The organism is Streptomyces sp. NPDC056347 (assembly GCF_042262625.1).
In the GTDB taxonomy this organism is placed as follows: domain Bacteria; phylum Actinomycetota; class Actinomycetes; order Streptomycetales; family Streptomycetaceae; genus Streptomyces.
In genome coordinates, this window is sequence record NZ_JBHJQP010000186.1 from 1 (window position 1) to 15,543 (window position 15,543).

13 protein-coding genes are annotated in these 15,543 nt (G+C 72.4%); 6 read left to right on the forward strand and 7 right to left on the reverse strand.

Annotated elements, in window-relative coordinates; genetic code table 11:
- Nucleotides 1-60: 60 nt before the first annotated feature.
- From ACFCV8_RS30645 to ACFCV8_RS30665, 5 genes are read right to left on the reverse strand one after another with little or no spacing between them, the layout of a single operon-like run.
- Nucleotides 61-2,265 (reverse strand): trehalase family glycosidase, encoded by a 2,205-nt coding sequence (locus ACFCV8_RS30645; RefSeq protein ID WP_376688745.1) that lies wholly within the window; start codon nucleotides 2,263-2,265, stop codon nucleotides 61-63.
- Nucleotides 2,262-4,295, reverse strand: coding sequence for a beta-galactosidase (locus tag ACFCV8_RS30650; RefSeq protein WP_376688746.1), 2,034 nt, complete (start codon nucleotides 4,293-4,295; stop codon nucleotides 2,262-2,264). Before ACFCV8_RS30650 ends, ACFCV8_RS30645 begins: the two co-directional genes overlap by 4 nt.
- On the reverse strand, nucleotides 4,292-5,149 hold the full coding sequence (locus ACFCV8_RS30655; RefSeq protein WP_376688747.1) for a carbohydrate ABC transporter permease: 858 nt from the start codon (nucleotides 5,147-5,149) through the stop codon (nucleotides 4,292-4,294). Before ACFCV8_RS30655 ends, ACFCV8_RS30650 begins: the two co-directional genes overlap by 4 nt.
- Complete coding sequence (locus ACFCV8_RS30660; protein WP_376688748.1) at nucleotides 5,146-6,069, reverse strand: carbohydrate ABC transporter permease; 924 nt, start codon at nucleotides 6,067-6,069, stop codon at nucleotides 5,146-5,148. The genes ACFCV8_RS30655 and ACFCV8_RS30660 overlap by 4 nt, the downstream gene beginning before the upstream one ends.
- A gap of 4 nt (nucleotides 6,070-6,073) precedes the next feature.
- Nucleotides 6,074-7,411 (reverse strand): ABC transporter substrate-binding protein, encoded by a 1,338-nt coding sequence (locus ACFCV8_RS30665; protein ID WP_376688749.1) that lies wholly within the window; start codon nucleotides 7,409-7,411, stop codon nucleotides 6,074-6,076.
- A gap of 144 nt (nucleotides 7,412-7,555) precedes the next feature.
- Here ACFCV8_RS30665 and gcvPA point away from each other — a divergent pair, with 144 nt between their 5' ends.
- The 6 genes from gcvPA to ACFCV8_RS30695 all read left to right on the forward strand — a co-directional run bounded on the left by gcvPA (nucleotide 7,556) and on the right by ACFCV8_RS30695 (nucleotide 14,322).
- Nucleotides 7,556-8,947, forward strand: a complete 1,392-nt coding sequence (gene gcvPA / locus ACFCV8_RS30670; RefSeq protein WP_376688750.1) for an aminomethyl-transferring glycine dehydrogenase subunit GcvPA — start codon at nucleotides 7,556-7,558, stop codon at nucleotides 8,945-8,947.
- Nucleotides 8,944-10,542 carry an aminomethyl-transferring glycine dehydrogenase subunit GcvPB gene (gene gcvPB, locus ACFCV8_RS30675; protein ID WP_376688751.1) on the forward strand — a complete coding sequence of 533 codons (1,599 nt, stop codon included), beginning with the start codon at nucleotides 8,944-8,946 and terminating at the stop codon, nucleotides 10,540-10,542. Before gcvPA ends, gcvPB begins: the two co-directional genes overlap by 4 nt.
- The gene (locus ACFCV8_RS30680) at nucleotides 10,539-11,672 is read left to right on the forward strand and encodes an ATP-NAD kinase family protein (RefSeq protein WP_376688752.1); all 1,134 of its coding nucleotides are present in this window, start codon (nucleotides 10,539-10,541) and stop codon (nucleotides 11,670-11,672) included. Before gcvPB ends, ACFCV8_RS30680 begins: the two co-directional genes overlap by 4 nt.
- A 43-nt stretch (nucleotides 11,673-11,715) precedes the next feature.
- On the forward strand, nucleotides 11,716-12,462 hold the full coding sequence (locus ACFCV8_RS30685; RefSeq protein ID WP_376688753.1) for an SDR family NAD(P)-dependent oxidoreductase: 747 nt from the start codon (nucleotides 11,716-11,718) through the stop codon (nucleotides 12,460-12,462).
- A 49-nt stretch (nucleotides 12,463-12,511) separates the two neighbouring features.
- Nucleotides 12,512-13,153, forward strand: coding sequence for a GntR family transcriptional regulator (locus ACFCV8_RS30690; protein ID WP_376688754.1), 642 nt, complete (start codon nucleotides 12,512-12,514; stop codon nucleotides 13,151-13,153).
- A gap of 119 nt (nucleotides 13,154-13,272) precedes the next feature.
- A complete protein-coding gene (locus ACFCV8_RS30695) occupies nucleotides 13,273-14,322 on the forward strand; it encodes an NAD-dependent epimerase/dehydratase family protein (RefSeq protein WP_376688755.1) in 1,050 nt (349 codons plus the stop codon).
- Between the two features lie 158 nt (nucleotides 14,323-14,480).
- On the opposite strand, the gene ACFCV8_RS30700 is transcribed toward ACFCV8_RS30695, so the two are convergent.
- Both ACFCV8_RS30700 and ACFCV8_RS30705 read right to left on the reverse strand, forming a co-directional pair.
- Nucleotides 14,481-14,792 (reverse strand): type II toxin-antitoxin system Phd/YefM family antitoxin, encoded by a 312-nt coding sequence (locus ACFCV8_RS30700; protein WP_376688756.1) that lies wholly within the window; start codon nucleotides 14,790-14,792, stop codon nucleotides 14,481-14,483.
- A 72-nt stretch (nucleotides 14,793-14,864) separates the two neighbouring features.
- Nucleotides 14,865-15,543 (reverse strand): MFS transporter (locus tag ACFCV8_RS30705; RefSeq protein WP_376688757.1); only part of this gene is annotated, 679 nt, incomplete at its 5' end.

The window sequence follows — 15,543 nt, forward strand, 5'->3', positions numbered from 1 at the left end:
CCCGGGGAGCGCCGCGTCCGGCACTCCGCGCGTTCCCGGCCCGTCGGCCGGGCGGGGCGGCTACCGGTCGCGGGTCAGCATCGGCAGCAGCAGGGCCGCGGACCAGCTGAAGTTGGGCGAGTTGAGCGGTGCTCCGGTGGTCGGGTCGTAGTTCTCCATGACCGGGCCGTCGCCCGCCAGGCCCGAGGCCCGGTCGACGAGCCGGTCCGTCAGGGCGTCCGCGTCCTTTCCGTACCCGTAGCGGCGCAGCCCGCCGAGGGCGAAGTAGGCCTGGTCGAGCCAGACGGGGCCGCGCCAGTACGCGGTCGGCGCGAAGTACGGGGAGCTCTTCGCGACGGTCGGGAAGGGGACCTTGGTCGCGAACTCCGCCGGGTCGGTCAGCTTCTCGCGCACCGCGCGGGCCTGCGCGGCGGAGGCCGTGCCGGTCCAGAGCGGGACGGCGCCCTCGATGCCACGGCCGCGGGCGGTCAGCGGGGTGCCGGTGCCGAGCGCGATGTCGTGGAACCAGCCGTCGGCGGGGTCGTACATCCGGGTGCGTACGGCGGTGGCGGTGGCGTCCGCGCGGTGCTTCCAGCGATCGGCGTCGGCCCGCCGGTTCAGCGCGCCCGCGATGCGCGCCAGGTATTCCTGGTCGGCGGCGAGGTAGGCGTTCAGGTCGACGGACTCCTGGTCCAGGGAGTAGCCGAGCAGGGTGCCGTCGGCGGCCCGGTTGGCGACGACCCCGGTGCCGAGGGCCGCGTCGAAGCGGGGCGCGTTGTCCATGCCGCTCTCCCAGGCGGCGGCCAGGCGCTGGTCGCCGGCGGACTCGTTGGCCGGGTCGACGGTGGCGCCGTACTCGGCGAGGCCGTTGCCGTCGTGGTCACGGTTGCGGTACCACCACGCCTGGTAGGCGGCGAGCTTCGGGTACATCTCGCGCAGGAAGCCCGCATCCCGGCTCTTCGTGTACACCTCCCAGACCGCCCAGGCGGCCAGCGGCGGCTTGGAGTTGCGTTCGTTCCAGTTGCCGCCGCCGCGCGAGGGGTCGTTGTAGAAGATGACGTCGGGGATCATTCCGGCGTCCTGCGGGCGGGTGGCGGAGTCCGGGGTGATCTGCCAGTCGAACATGGCGCGGATCTGCGACTGGGCGAGGCCGGGCGCGAAGCGCGCGGTGCCGACGGCCTGTTTCCAGGTGTCCCAGGCCCAGATCCCGCCGGTGAACCACTTGTAGGAGATCGACGGGGTGATGCCGTCGTGCTTGATCTGCCCTGCGGCGCTGCGCCAGTTGGTGACGAGAGTCTCCAGCGACTTCACGGCCGTGCGCCGCCGCTCGGCGGGTACGCCCCGGGTCACTCCGGCGACGTAGCCCCGCCAGCGCCGGTCGGTGGCCGCCTCGACGGTTTCGGGGTTGGCCAGTACGGAGCGGGCGCGGGCTTGCTCCGCGGTGCGTTCGGCGGCGGTGAAGGTGTAGGACTCGGTCCAGTCGAAGCGGTGCGAGCGGCCGGGGGCGAGGGTCACCGGCCGTTCGGCCTCGGTGCGGTAGGTGTCGCCGTCCACCGTGGTGCGGACGCGTTCCTTGTGGGTGACCTCGAAGCGTTCCGTGCCGTCGGTGAGGTAGTCCCAGGTCTCGCGGACCTTCGCGAAGTCGACTCCGACGCCGGAGGTGGTGGCGGTCAGCGAGGGCGCTTCGCGCATCGGCCGGTCGGCGGGGCGCAGCAGGCTGCCCGTCCATTCGGCGCCCAGGGTGCGCGGGGTGCGGCCGGTGTTGCGGAGTTCGGCGCCGACCAGGGCGGTGCGGCCGGTGGCGAAGCGCAGTTCCAGGGTGAGGTTCAGGCCGCGGCCGAGGTCGTAGGACTGGACGAGGCGGCCCGGCAGCGAGGTGAAGCGGGGGGCGCCGCCGCCGGCGAGGTCGAGGGGGCGGCCGTGTTCGGTGAGCCGGATGCGGCTGAAGGAGCCGCTGAGCCACCAGGGGTATTCCTGGGCGATGTAGAGGGGGCCGGTGAATCCGCCGTAGGTGTCGGTTTCGCCGGTCTTCGGCAGCGCGTAGGCGTGCCAGGCGCCCTGGTCGGCGAAGACGTTGACCGGGTTGTTGTCCTCGCCTTCGCCGGGCTCCGCCGTGGTGGGGGTGCCGTGCAGGTCGAGGACGTCGGCGTAGGCGGGCGGGGATGACGGCCGGTCGTGGGCGGCGGCGGTCTGCGGTACGGCGAGGGCGCCGCCCGCGAGGAGGAGTGCGGTCAGGGCGCTCAGTGAGCGGTGCGTGGATGTGCGCCGGTCTCTCCAGCGGGTCATTTTCCGGTCTCTCCAGGGTGTGGGGGCAGACGCAGGACGGCGGCGCCGAGCGGGCCGAGGTCGAGGTGGTCGTGGACGGCTTTTCCGGTGAGCAGGTCGGTGGCTCCGGTGGCCCAGGGGCCGGTCAGGGGGGTGTGTGTCGTGCGGTCGAGGTGGTTGAGGACGAAGAGGTGGCTGCCGTGCTCGCCGGTGCGCACGGTGGCCTCGACGCCCTCGGGGACGTCGAGCACGGGGCGTACGCCCGCCGCGCGGAGCGCCGGTCCGAGCACGGTGGCGATGGAGTCGCCGAGGTGGGCGCCGGTGTACCAGGCGGTGCCGCTGCCGTGCCGGTGCCGGGTGACGGCGGGGCGGCCGGTCAGCTCGCCGGACGCGTAGGTGTCCATGACCTCGGTGTCCGGCCCTTCGGGCTCGATCCACTCGCTCCACAGAGTGGCCCGGGCGCCGGAGGCGAGCGGCACGGTCGTCCCGTCGGGGATTGGCCAGAACTCGTCGACGGACACGCCGAGGAGTTCGCGGAGCGGTCCGGGCGCCCCGCCGTCGTGGATGTGGTCGTGGCCGTCGACGACGCCGCTGAAGGGGCCGCAGACGAAGTGGCCGCCGCCGTGCACGTAGGCGGTGATCCGTGCGGCGTCCTCGGGCCGCAGCAGGTGGAGGTTGGGGGCCAGGACCGCCCGGTAGCCGGTCGGGTCGGCGTGCGGGGGTACGAAGTCGACCGTGACGGCGCGGGTGTGGAGCGCGGCGTACCAGGGGCGCAGGAGGTCGCGCCAGCGCATCCGGGCGGAGGGGTGGTCCTCCGCCTCCAGGGCCCACCAGGAGTCCCAGTCGAGGAGGACGGCCACGTCGGCGGTGGTGGTGGTGGCGCCCGCGACGCTGCCGAGGCGGGCGAGTTCGGTGCCGAACCGCACGGTCTCCCGCCAGCCGCGGGAGGCGGTGCCCCGGTGCGGGAGCATGGCGCTGTGGTACTTCTCCGCCCCGGCCCGGGAGGCCCGCCACTGGAAGTACATGATGCCGTCGGCGCCCCGGGCCAGGGCCTGGAGGGACCAGAGCCGTTGCAGTCCGGGCCGCTTGGGGACGTTGACGGGGCGCCAGCTGACGGCGGAGGGTGCCTGTTCGAGGAGCAGCCAGGGGCGGCCGCCCTTGAGGGAGCGCATCAGGTCGTAGTTGAGGGCGGCGTTGACGTGGGCGTGCGGGTCGGCGGGGTCGGGGTAGGCGTCGTCGGAGACGAAGTCCTCGTGCCGGGCCCACTCCCAGTAGTCGAGTGCCTTGAACATCGACATGAAGTTGGTGGTGGCCGGGGTGCCGGGGCTCAGTTCGCGCAGGGCCTCGCGCTCCGCGCGGTGGCATTCGAGCAGGGCGTCGGAGCAGAAGCGGCGCCAGTCCAGCAGCTGGGTCGGGTTGACCGGGCCGGGGGCGGTGCGGGGCGGTTCGATCTCCTCGTACGCGGTGTAGTGCTGGGACCAGAAGGCGGTGCCCCAGGCGTGGTTGAGGGCGTCGACCGTGCCGTAGCGCTCGGTGAGCCAGGTGCGGAAGTGTGCGGCGGAGCGGGCGCAGAAGCATTCGGTGACGTGGTCGCCGTACTCGTTGTGGATGTGCCAGAGGGCGAGCGCCGGGTGGTGTGCGTAGCGTTCGGCGAGGGTGCGGGTGAGGCGGAGCGCGGCGGCGCGGTAGTCGGGCGAGGAGGGGCAGTAGTGCTGGCGCGAGCCGAATTCGAGGCGTACGCCGTCGGCGGTGACCGGCAGGATCCCGGGGTGGGCGCGGATCAGCCAGGCGGGCGGCGAGGCGGTCGCGGTGGCCAGGTCGACGGCGATGCCGTGGGCGTGCAGCAGATCCAGGAGCCGGTCGAACCAGCCGAAGTCCCAGGTGTCGGGGCCGGTCTGGAGCCTGGCCCAGGAGAAGACGCCGACGGTGACCATCGTGACACCGGCCTCGCGCATGAGCCGGGCGTCCTCGGCCCACACGTGCTCGGGCCACTGTTCGGGGTTGTAGTCGCCGCCGTGGAGGATGCCGGGGACGCGGGTCAGGTTCTTCATCCCTTCACCGCCCCGCCGAGGAGTCCGGCGACGAACTGCCGCTGGAAGAGCAGGAAGAGGAGCATCAGCGGAAGGGTGGCGAGGAGCGACCCGAGCATCAGGCCGGAGTAGTCGACGTGGGTGAGCCCCGTGAGGGTGTTGAGTGCCACGGGCACGGTGTATTTGTCCTCGGAGTTCAGCATGAGCAGTGGCCAGATGAAGCTGTTCCACTGCGCCATGAACGTGAAGATGACCAGGGCGCCGAGCTGGGGACGTACGCAGGGAAGTACGACTTGGTAGAAGGTGCGTACCTCGCCGGAGCCGTCGATGCGGGCCGATTCGAGGAGTTCGTCGGGGAAGTCGACGAAGCCCTGCCGCATCAGCAGGATGCCGAAGGAGTTCACCAGGAAGGGCAGGACGACCGCCTGGTACGAGTCGATCCAGCCGACGCTCGCCATCATCTGGAACAGCGGCACGAGCAGGACCTGGAAGGGGATCATCATCGTGGCGAGCACCGCGCCGAGCAGCAGGCCGCGGCCGCGGAAGCGGAACTTGGCGAGGCCGTAGCCGCACATGGCGGAGATCAGCGAGCTGAGCACGGTGTGGACGACGGCGATGCCGACGCTGTTGAGCAGGACCTGTCCGAAACCGATGGTGTCCTGGAGGCGGACGAGGTTGTCGAGGAGCCGGCCGCCGGGCAGGAAGGGCGGCGGTGAGCGGAACAGCTCCGAGGTGGAGCGGGTCGAGGCGATCGCCATCCAGAGGAACGGGACCAGGCTGACGACGGCACCGGCCGCGAGGACCAGCCGGACGAACAGGCGGCCCGCGCGCCGGGCCGGGTGGGCGCGTACGGGGGTCTGCGGGAGGACGGTCACCGGCGGCGCTCCCTTCCGAAGGCGAGGTACTGGAGGGCGGAGACCGCGGCGATGAGGAGCACGACAACCCAGGCGATGGCGGCGGCGTAGCCGAAGTCGAACTGCTGGAAGCCGATCCGGTAGAGGTAGAGGACCGGGGTGAGGGTCGCGTCGTCGGGGCCGCCCTTGGTGAGGACGTAGTTCTCGTCGAAGAGCTGGAGCGTCCCGATGGTGGAGGTGATCACGCAGAACAGGACGACGGGGCGCAGCTGCGGCAGGATGACGCGGACGTACGTGGACAGGGTGCCCGCGCCGTCGATGGCCGCGGCCTCGTACTGCTCCTTGCCGATGGCCTGGAGCCCGGCGAGCAGGATGACGGCGTTGTAGCCGGTCCACCGCCAGGTCAGGGAGACGATCAGGGAGACCCGGGCCCAGGTGGGGCTGTTGAGCCAGTCGATCTCTCCGATGCCGACGGCGCCCAGGATCTGGTTGACGAGCCCGCCGTCGGTCTTGAGGAGCACCTGGAAGACGACGGCGTACGCGACGAGGGTGGTGACGGCGGGCAGGAAGTAGACGGCGCGCCAGGTGCCGCGGAAGCGCAGCCAGGACTGGTTGAGCAGGACGGCGAGGACGAGCGCGAGCCCGATCATGACGGGGACCTGGACGACGAGGATGGCCCCGGTGTTGACCAGCGACTTCAGGAACACGGGGTCGTCGATCATCCGCCGGTACTGGTCGAGTCCGACCCAGCGGGTGGTTCCGGCGTCGTCGGCGGTGAAGCTCTGCAGCAGGCTCGCGCCCAGCGGGTAGGCGAAGAAGAGCGCGAAGAGCGCGGCCGCGGGTCCGGCGAAGATCCACGCGGTGGGGCGGCGCCGGACGCGGCGGGCCGGGGCGCGGGCGGGGGTGGCGGCCGCCCGGTCGGGGGCGGTGGTGAGGGCCATCGGGTTACTTCGTCCTCTCGCGCCCGGTGGCCGCGGCGATCTGCCGGGCCGCCGATTCCAGGGAGGCGCGCGGATCCTTGCCCCGGAGCGTCACCCCGGTGACGGCGGCGACCATGATGTCGACGGCCTTCGCGTCGTCCTTGGTGTACTCGATCGGCGGGATGTCGCGGGCGAGCTCGGCGAACACGCCGAGGACGGGCTGTCCGCCGAAGTAGTCCTGCTCGGCACCCAGGTACGGGTCGTCGAGCGCGGGCAGGTAGGCGGGGAAGAGGCCCTCGTGCTTGAGCATGGAGACCTGGCTGGCCCGGTCGGTGAGGACGAACTCGATGAAGGCCCAGGCCAGCTCGGGGTTCTCGCTCTGGGCGGGGACGCAGAGGGTGGAACCGCCCTGGTTGGAGGTGCGGGGACCGTCGGCGGTGAAGCCGGGCAGCGGCACCACACCGAACCTGCCCCTCAGCTCCGGCATCTCGTCGGTGAGGGTCCCGGTCCACCAGGCGGCGGTGGGCGCGGTGGATGCCTTGCCCTCCTTGGTGCCGGTGACCAGTCCGCTCCAGCCCTTCTCGTAGTCGACGAGCCCCCGGTCGTGCAGGGTCTTCATCAGGGTGAGCGCCTTCACCGCCTCGGGGCTGTCGACGGCGACCCGGCCGTTCTTGAAGTACCCCTGGCCCTGCTGCTGGAGGAGGATGGGCAGGATCCCGGTGTCGGTGGTGTCCATGATGAGCAGCTTGTGGCCGGTGGCCTTCTTGATGCGGACGCCCGCCGCGACATAGTCGTCCCAGGTGAGAAGCTTCTGCGGGTCGACCCCCGCGGCCCGGAAGTGATCTTTGCGGTAGTAGAGCGCGCAGGGGCCGATGTCCCATGGCAGACCGAAGATCTCGTGGCCGGGGCCGGTGACGGTGCGCCAGGAGGCGCGGTCGAAGTCGCCTCCGTAACGGCCGCCGAGGCTGCCGAGATCGTAGAAGCCCTGGGGGAAATTGCCCGCGTAGCGGGGCAGTTTGCTGCCATCGATGGTGAGGACGTCGGCGAGGCCGGAGCCGCCGCGCAGGCCCACGGTGATCTTGTCCGCGGCGTTGTCGTAGCCGATGTCGGTGACGGCGACGGTGGTGCCGGGGTGGCGTTTCTCGAAGGTGCGGGCGAGGCGTTTCAGGGCGTCGGCGGCCACGTCCCACGACCAGACGGTGATCTTCCCGCTGACCTTGCCCCCTCCGTCCTTCTTCCCGCCGCCGATGTCGCGGCTCTCGCCGCCTCCGGTGCCGCCCATGGCGCATCCGCCGGCCAGGGTGGCCGCCGCGGTCGCGATGCCCGTGGCCAGAACGGCCCGCCGGGTGGGTTGTGTTGACACTCTTGCCTCCTGGAGCCTGAATGCCTAATGCTGTATTCAGAACACTGAATGACGGAGCCTGCCGTCAAGAGGTGTACACACAAAGACTTTTGCTGCTGTGTCCATGACCGACCGGACCGAGTCGGCCCACGCGAAAGGCGCGGCATGACGCCACCCCAGGAACCCGTCCCCCCGTACACCCACCCGTACATCCCCAACGCCGTTCCGGCCGTGCGGCAGGCGATGCTCGACGAGATCGGCGCCGCGAGCGTCGAGGACTTCTACGCCGACATCCCGGACTCCATCCGGCTGCACCGCCCCCTCGACCTGCCCGCCGCCCTGCGTTCGGAAGCCGAACTCACCCGTCACATGGAGGAGCTGCTCGGCCGCAACACCTCGACGCGGCAGGCGCTCAGCTTCCTCGGGGCCGGCTGCTACCAGCACCATGTCCCGGCCGTCGTGGACGAGGTGGTCAACCGCAGCGAGTTCCTCACCGCCTACGCGGGCGAGCCCTACGAGGACCACGGCCGCTTCCAGGCCCTGTGGGAGTACCAGTCGATGATGGCCGAACTCCTCGACGTGGAGGTCGTCAACGTCCCGGTGTACGACGGCTTCCAGGCGGCCGGGACCGCCCTGCGGATGGCCGGCCGGATCACCGGCCGCCGCCGTCTGGTGGTCGCCACCGCGATCGACGCCGACAAGCTCTCCCGCATCCGTGACTACGTACGCCCCGACCACGACGTGACGGTGGTCCCGGTCGATCCGGATACCGGCTGCGCCGACCTCGAGGCGGTCCGCGGGGTGCTCGCCGCGGGCGACACCGCGGCGGTGTACGCGGACACGCCCTCCGCGCTCGGCATCGTCGACGAGGCGCTGCCCGCCCTCGCCGCACTCGCCCACGAGGCCGGCGCGCTCTACGTGGTGGGCTGCAACCCGCTCACACTCGGCGTGCTGGCCCCGCCCTCCGCATACGGTGCGGACATCGCCTGCGGCGACATCCAGCCGCTTGGCCTGCATCAGAGCTTCGGCGGCGGCAACGCCGGCTTCATCGCCACCCGCGACGAGGAACGGCTGGTCGCGGAGTACCCCTCGCGGCTGTTCGGGCTGGTCCCCACGGCGGTCGAGGGCGAGTACGGCTTCGGCGACGTGGCCTACGAACGGACCTCGTTCGCACTGCGCGAGGAGGGCAAGGAGTGGGTCGGCACCGCCGCCGCGCTGCACGGCATCGGCGCCGGGGTCTACCTCGCCCTGATGGGCCCACAGGGCATGCGGGAGATCGGCGACACGATCCTCGCGCTCACCGCGTACGCCCGGCGGCGCCTGGCCGAGGTCCCGGGCATCGAGGTCCCGTACGGCGACGCCCTGCACTTCGCCGACTTCACCGTCCGCTACACGGGGGCCCGTACGGCCGCCGAGATCAGTGCCGGGCTCAAGGAGCGGGGCATCTTCGGCGGAACCCCGACCGGCACCCGCCGGGCCGCGTACTGCGTCACCGAAGTCCACACCAAGGCCGACATCGACCGGCTCGCCGCGACCCTGGAGGAGATCGTCAAGTGACCGCCCACACACCGGTTTCCGTGACGCCCGAGCAGGCGCGCATCGCGGCCAAGCCGCCGCTGCGCAGGTTCCGGCAGGCATCCTGGGACGAGAAACTGATCTTCGAGCTGGGCTCGCCGGGCGAGCGCGGCGTGCTCGTCCCCGCCCCCGGCCCGGCCGTCGAGCCGGTGACGGTCCCCGCCTCGCTGCGCCGGGCCGCGCCGCCCGCCCTGCCCGAGCTGTCGCAGCAGCAGGTCCTGCGCCACTACCTTCGCCTCTCGCAGGAGAACCTGGGCGCCGACCTCAACATCGACGTCGGCCAGGGCACCTGCACCATGAAATACAGCCCCAAGGTCAACGACCAGTTCGTCCGCGACCCCCGGATCGCCGCGCTCCACCCGCTCCAGGACGCCGACACCGTCCAAGGCGTGCTCGGGATCATCCACGGCCTTGAGCAGCTGCTGAAGGAGATCTCCGGCATGGACCGGGTCTCGCTCCAGCCGGGCGCGGGCTCCGCCGCGATCTACACCAACGTCGCGATGATCCGGGCCTACTTCGCCGCGCGCGGCGAGCTGGAGCAGCGCGACGAGGTCATCACGACGATCTTCTCCCATCCGTCGAACGCCGCCTGTGCGAAGACGGCCGGCTTCAAGGTCATCACCCTCCACCCGGACGCGGACGGATACCCGGACATCGAGGCGCTGAGGGCGGCGGTCGGCCCGCGCACGGCGGCACTCCTCATCACCAATCCCGAGGACACCGGCATCTACAACCCGCGCATCGAGGAGTTCGTGCGGATCGTGCACGAGGCGGGCGGCCTGTGCTCGTACGACCAGGCCAACGCGAACGGCGTCCTCGGCATCACCCGGGCCCGGGACGCGGGCTTCGACCTGTGCCACTTCAACCTGCACAAGACGTTCTCGACACCGCACGCCTGCGGCGGCCCGGCGGCCGGTGCCTGCGCGGTCACCGAGGAGCTCGCCCCGTATCTGCCACGCCCGACCGTCGAACGCGACCCGGACACCGGGCTGTTCCGGCTGGACGACGACCGGCCGGAGTCGGTCGGCAAGATGCGGCCGTTCTACGGAGTGGTGCCGAACCTGGTCCGCGCGTACGCCTGGATCATGTCGCTCGGTGCCGAGGGGCTGCGGGCCGCCGCGGAGACGGCCGTGCTCAACAACAACTACCTGCTCCACAAGGTGCGGCAGATCCCCGGGGTGTCGGTGCCGTACGCGGCGGGGCGCCCGCGCGTGGAGCAGGTCCGCTACAGCTGGGAGCAGCTCCACCGGGACACCGGGCTGCACTCCGAGGACCTCGGCCTGCGGGCCGCCGACTTCGGCACGCACTACTGGACCAGCCACCACCCCTACGTGGTCCCCGAGCCCATGACGCTGGAGCCCACCGAGTCCTACACCCGCGCCGACCTCGACGAGTACGCGGCGATCCTCGCCGAGGTGGCCCGCGAGGCGTACGAGGACCCGGAGACGGTACGCACCGCACCGCACCGCTCGGCCATCCACCGGGTGCGTCCGGAGGCCCTGGACTGCCCGGAGACCTGGGCGGTCTCCTGGCGCGCCTACCGCCGCAAGGTGCTCGGCGAAACGGACCGGGGGTGACCCGGATCGGCCTGGTGGTCAACCCGGTCGCCGGGCTCGGCGGCCGGGTGGGCCTGGGCGGCACCGACGGCCCGGACCGGGCGCGTGCCGCGCTCGCGCTGGGCGCCCGCCCGCTGGCGGGGGCGCGGGCCGCCGCCGCCCTGGCCGAACTCGCGGCCCGCACCGGCCGGGCGCCGCTCGTCGTCACCGCGGCCGGGTCCCTGGGCGCCGGACCGGTCGCCGCCGCGGGCCTCACCGGGCAGGTCGTGTACGCCCCGGGGGCCGGGCGGGACACCTCGGCGGCGGACACGGCCGCCGCGGTACGGGCCGTCGTCGCCGAGGGCGTGGAGCTGCTGCTCTTCGCGGGCGGCGACGGCACCGCGCGGGACGTGCTCGGCGCGCTGGACGGCGCGCGGTGCCCGGTTCTCGGCGTACCGACCGGGGTGAAGATGCACTCGGCGGTCTTCGCCGTCAATCCGCGCGCCGCGGGCGAGGTCGCCGCGGCGTGGCTGGACCGTTCGGGCGGGGTCCGGCTGCGGGACGCCGAGGTGATGGACCGCGACGACGAGGCCCTGGACCGGGGCCGGGTCGCCTCCCGGCTCTTCGGGTGGCTGCCGGTCCCCGACGTGCCGGTGCGGGTGCAGCAGCGCAAGACCGGCAGCACGGCGGTGGCGCCGGAGGCGGTGGGCGGCATCGCCGCGGAGGTCGCCGAGCGGGTCGGGGAGGGGCTGCTGGTGATCGGGCCCGGCTCGACCACCCGGGCGGTGGCGGCCGTGCTCGGCGCGGACACCTCGCTCACCGGGGTGGACGTGCTCGCGCTGCGGCCGGGCCGCCCGCCCCGGGTCGTGGTCCGCGAGGCGGCCGAGGACGCCCTGCTGACGCTCGGGCCCGCCTGGGTCGCCCTCTCCCCCATCGGCGGTCAGGGCTTCCTCCTGGGCCGCGGCAACCAGCAGATCTCACCCCGCGCCCTGCGCGCGGCGGGCGGGCGGGCGCGCCTGCTCGTGCTGTGCACCGGAACGAAACTGGCCGCGCTCGGCGGCCGTCCCCTCCTCCTCGACACCGGCGACGACGCGCTCGACGCGGAGCTGTCCGGCTACCACCCCGTCATCACCGGCCGCCGGAGCACCACGCCGTACCGCCTGGCCGGCTGAGTCCCGTACGTACCCCCTCGACATCGGAACCAAGGAGCCCAGCATGATTTCCCTCGACGGCAAGCGTGCGATCGTCACCGGCGGCGGAGCCGGGATCGGCCGCGCCACCGCGCAGGTCCTCGCCGAACTCGGCGCCCGGGTGGTGATCGCCGACGTCGACACGGACGGCGGCGAGAGCGCCGCGAAGGACACCGGCGCCGCCTTCGTGCGCTGCGACGTGTCACGGCGCGAGGACTGCGAGGCCGTGGTGCGCACGGCCGAGGAGCGGTTCGGCGGAGTGGACGTCCTCTTCAACAACGCGGGCATCATCCGCCGTTCCACGGTCTGCGAGATCACCGAGGACGACTGGGACCTGGTGATGGCGGTGAACATCCGCTCGGTGATGCTGATGAGCCGGCTGGTGATACCCGGGATGGCGGCGCGCGGCGGCGGCTCCATCGTCAACACCGGTTCCGGGTGGGGCATCCGGGGCGGCGGCCGGGCCGTCTCGTACTGCGCGTCCAAGGGCGCCGTCGTCAACATGACCCGGGCCATGGCCATCGACCACGGCCCCGACAACATCCGGGTCAACTGCGTCTGCCCCGGCGACACCGCGACCGGGATGCTCGCCGACGAGGCCCGCCAGCTCGGCGAGAGCGCCGACGCCTTCTACGCCGACGCCGCGGACCGGCCGCTCGGCCGGATCGGGCAGCCCCGGGACATCGCCCAGACCGTGGCGTTCCTGGCCTCCGACGCCTCGGCGTTCCTGAGCGGGGCGGTCATCCCGGTCGACGGCGCCGGTACCGCGTGACTTTCCGGTAGCGGATAATCGACCGGACCGAAGGGGAGGGCAGCCGCACATGCCAATCGAAAACCGCCCGCTGCGCGAACAGGTCAAGGAGGAACTGATCAAGCGCCTCGGGCGCGGCACGATCGCGACCAACTCACCGATCAACGAGGGCCAACTGGCCACCGAACTCGGGGTCAGCCGTACGCCGCTGCGCGAGGCGCTGATCACGCTGGAACGCGAGGGCGTCATCACCAGCGAGCGCGGCAAGGGCTTCCGTTTCACGCCGCTCAGCGCGCAGGAGTTCCGCGACCTCTCCGCGATCGTCGCGACGCTGGAGGCCCTCGCCCTGGAGTCCAGTGATCCGGAGCATCTGGCGGCGGCGGCTCCGCGGCTGCTGGAGGAGGCCCGTGCCTTCTCGGCACCGCAGGCCCCGCACGATGTGATCGAGCGGTACGACGACGCCTGGCACGACCTGCTGCTGTCCGGCTGCACCAACGACCGGCTGATGAAGCTGATCACCTCGCTGAAGGTGACGATGCACCGCTACGAGCGGGTGGCCCTGGGCGACCAGGACATCCTGGAGCGTTCCGCCGAGGAGCACGAACGGATCGCGGAGTGCCTCCAGCGCGGCGATCTGGACGCGGCCGTCGCGGCGCTCAAGGAGAACTGGAGCAGCGGAATGCACCGCATCCTGGAACACCTGAAGGACTGATCCGGGCCGGGCGCAGGACACGGCGCCCGGGAAAGTTCCCGCAACGGCAACGCCGACAGCGGATCCGCGCCGGGTGAACACCGCCGGATTTCCAGGTGGTCCGCCCTAGCGTTCCTCTCATGAACAGGGGAAAAGCGTGGGTGCTGGGAGCGACGGGACAGATCGGGCGGGTGGCCGTGCGGACGCTCGTCGAGGACGGCTGGGAGGTGACGGCCGCCTCGCTCGGGGGCGGCGGGGACGAGCGGTGGGACGGGGCGGTGCGCACGGTCGCCCTGGACCGGGACGCGGACGGGGCGCTCGCGACGGCGCTGGGCGAGGGCTGCGACCTGCTGGTGGACATGGTGGCGTACCACGGGGGCCATGCCCGTCAGCTGGCCGCGCTCGCCGACCGGATCGGCTCGGCGGTGGTCATCTCCAGCGGCGCGGTGTACGAGGACGACCGGGGCCGCAGTTTCGACACACAGAGCGAGCCGGACGGCGCACCGCACTATCCGGTGCCGATCCCCGAGTCACAGCGCACCCTGCCGCCCGGCGGGGCGACGTATGGGACGCGGAAGATCCAGCTGGAGCGGGAGCTGCTGGCGGCCGGGGACGCGCTGCCGGTGACGTTGCTGCGGGCCGGGGCGGTGCACGGTCCGCACTGCCGCTCGCCGCGTGAGCTGTACTTCGTGAAGCGGCTGCTGGACGGCCGGAAGCGGCGGGTGCTCGCCCTCGGCGGAAGGGCGCGCTTCCACCCGGTGCACGTCTCCAATCTGGCCGAGCTGATCCGGCTCGCGGCGCTGCGCCCCGGATCCCGGGTGCTCAACGCCGGCGACCCGTCCGCGCCGACGGTCGCGGAGATCGGTGAGGCCGTCGACGCGGTGCTGGGACGCAGCACCGAGACGGTGCTGCGGGAGGGGCTGCCGCAGGAGGACTTCGTCGGCATGACGCCGTGGAGCGGCGGGCACCCCATCGTGTACGACATGACGGCGGCCGGGCGCGAGCTGGGCTACCGGCCGGTCACGGACTACGTGGACTCGCTCCCCGAAACGGCCGACTGGCTCGCGGCGCGACTGGCGGACCGGGACTGGCGGGACGCCTTCCCCGCGCTGCTGCGGGCGTACGGCGAGAAGCTCTTCGACTACGCGGCGGAGGACGCCTGGCTGGACGCGTACGACCGGGAGCGCTGAGGCCGACGGGGTGCGGGGCCCACCGCTGCGCCCGGGCGCGTTCTCCGACGGCAGCGCGGTGGGCCGCCCGCTGCCCGTCCCCGTCCTGTGCGCCGCGCTCCGGCCGGGCGCGGTGTGCACCGGCGGCAGGCCAGCGGAAACGGTCCGCCGGGGCGGGATCAGCCGTCGTGCTCGTGACGGTCGGCGCGCCCGGTGTGCCCCGTGTGCCCGGTGTGCTCCGCCGCGATGCCGAAGCGCTGGCGCTCCCCGGGGACGGACGGCACCCGGCCGACCGAGGACACCGAGCTGATCACCCGCTCCTCGGCGGCTTCCGCCCCCTGCTCCAGTCGTTCCAGGTCGGCGGCCGAGACGAGCGCCACCAACGGCTTGCCGTGACGGGTCACGACCACGCGCTCGCCGCCGTAGACGACTCGGTTGATCAGTTCGGCGAGCTCAGCTCGGGCTTGCGTCACCGGAATCTCGTAGGCCATGGTCCCCAGCCTATGTAATGTCCACCCGGTCCGCCGTGGTCCGGGCCGCCACGGCCGCCTGATCGATCAGGCTCACGGGGCGGCGTCCAGGGTGTAGCGCCGCTGGAACCACAGCGCGACCGACATCAGCACGGCCGGCACACCGGTGAAGCCGACGAGCAGTGCGGTCAGCGCCGTTCCGGACTGGGTGGCGGGCGCGCCCGCCGTGCTGGAGACGAAGCCGCCCACCGCCAGAACCGCCGAGTACACGTACGGTCCGGCGGCGGTGCCGGTCGCCTCGGCGGCGGTCCACACCCCCGTGTACGCCCCGGCCTTCGACGCCCCCGCCGACGCGATCACGTCGGGCACCATCGAGAACGCGAACAACTGCAGCCCCGCGAAAGCCACCCCCATCACCATCACCACGGCAGCGGTGACCACGACACCGGCCGCCCCGTCGAGCGCCGCTCCTGGCAGCAGCGCCAGGGCCCCCGCCGCGAACACGCCCTGGGACAGCAGCAGTCCACGCTGCTTGCCGTGCCGCCTGGACCAGGCCGTCCACACCGGACCCGCGAAGAGCGCCGGCCCGAGGAACAGCCCCATGAACAGTGCGGTGAGCCGTGGGTCGCCGAAGACGTACTCGGTGACGTACGGCAGCGCGGCGAGGAACAGATGTGTGGTCGTGCCCGTGAACAGGTACGACAGCACCAGCGCTCGGTAGTCCCGGTCCCGCCACGCGGCGCGCAGGCCGGCCGGGGACGAGTGGCCGGCC

Excerpts from the sequence above, each read along its gene's own strand:
- ACFCV8_RS30645 (WP_376688745.1), bottom strand. The coding sequence starts at position 2,265 with ATGACCCGCTGGAGAGACCGGCGCACATCCACGCACCGCTCACTGAGC.
- ACFCV8_RS30650 (WP_376688746.1), bottom strand. The coding sequence starts at position 4,295 with ATGAAGAACCTGACCCGCGTCCCCGGCATCCTCCACGGCGGCGACTAC.
- ACFCV8_RS30660 (WP_376688748.1), bottom strand. The coding sequence starts at position 6,069 with ATGGCCCTCACCACCGCCCCCGACCGGGCGGCCGCCACCCCCGCCCGC.
- gcvPA (WP_376688750.1), top strand. The coding sequence starts at position 7,556 with ATGACGCCACCCCAGGAACCCGTCCCCCCGTACACCCACCCGTACATC.
- ACFCV8_RS30685 (WP_376688753.1), top strand. The coding sequence starts at position 11,716 with ATGATTTCCCTCGACGGCAAGCGTGCGATCGTCACCGGCGGCGGAGCC.
- ACFCV8_RS30690 (WP_376688754.1), top strand. The coding sequence starts at position 12,512 with ATGCCAATCGAAAACCGCCCGCTGCGCGAACAGGTCAAGGAGGAACTG.
- ACFCV8_RS30695 (WP_376688755.1), top strand. The coding sequence starts at position 13,273 with ATGAACAGGGGAAAAGCGTGGGTGCTGGGAGCGACGGGACAGATCGGG.
- ACFCV8_RS30700 (WP_376688756.1), bottom strand. The coding sequence starts at position 14,792 with ATGGCCTACGAGATTCCGGTGACGCAAGCCCGAGCTGAGCTCGCCGAA.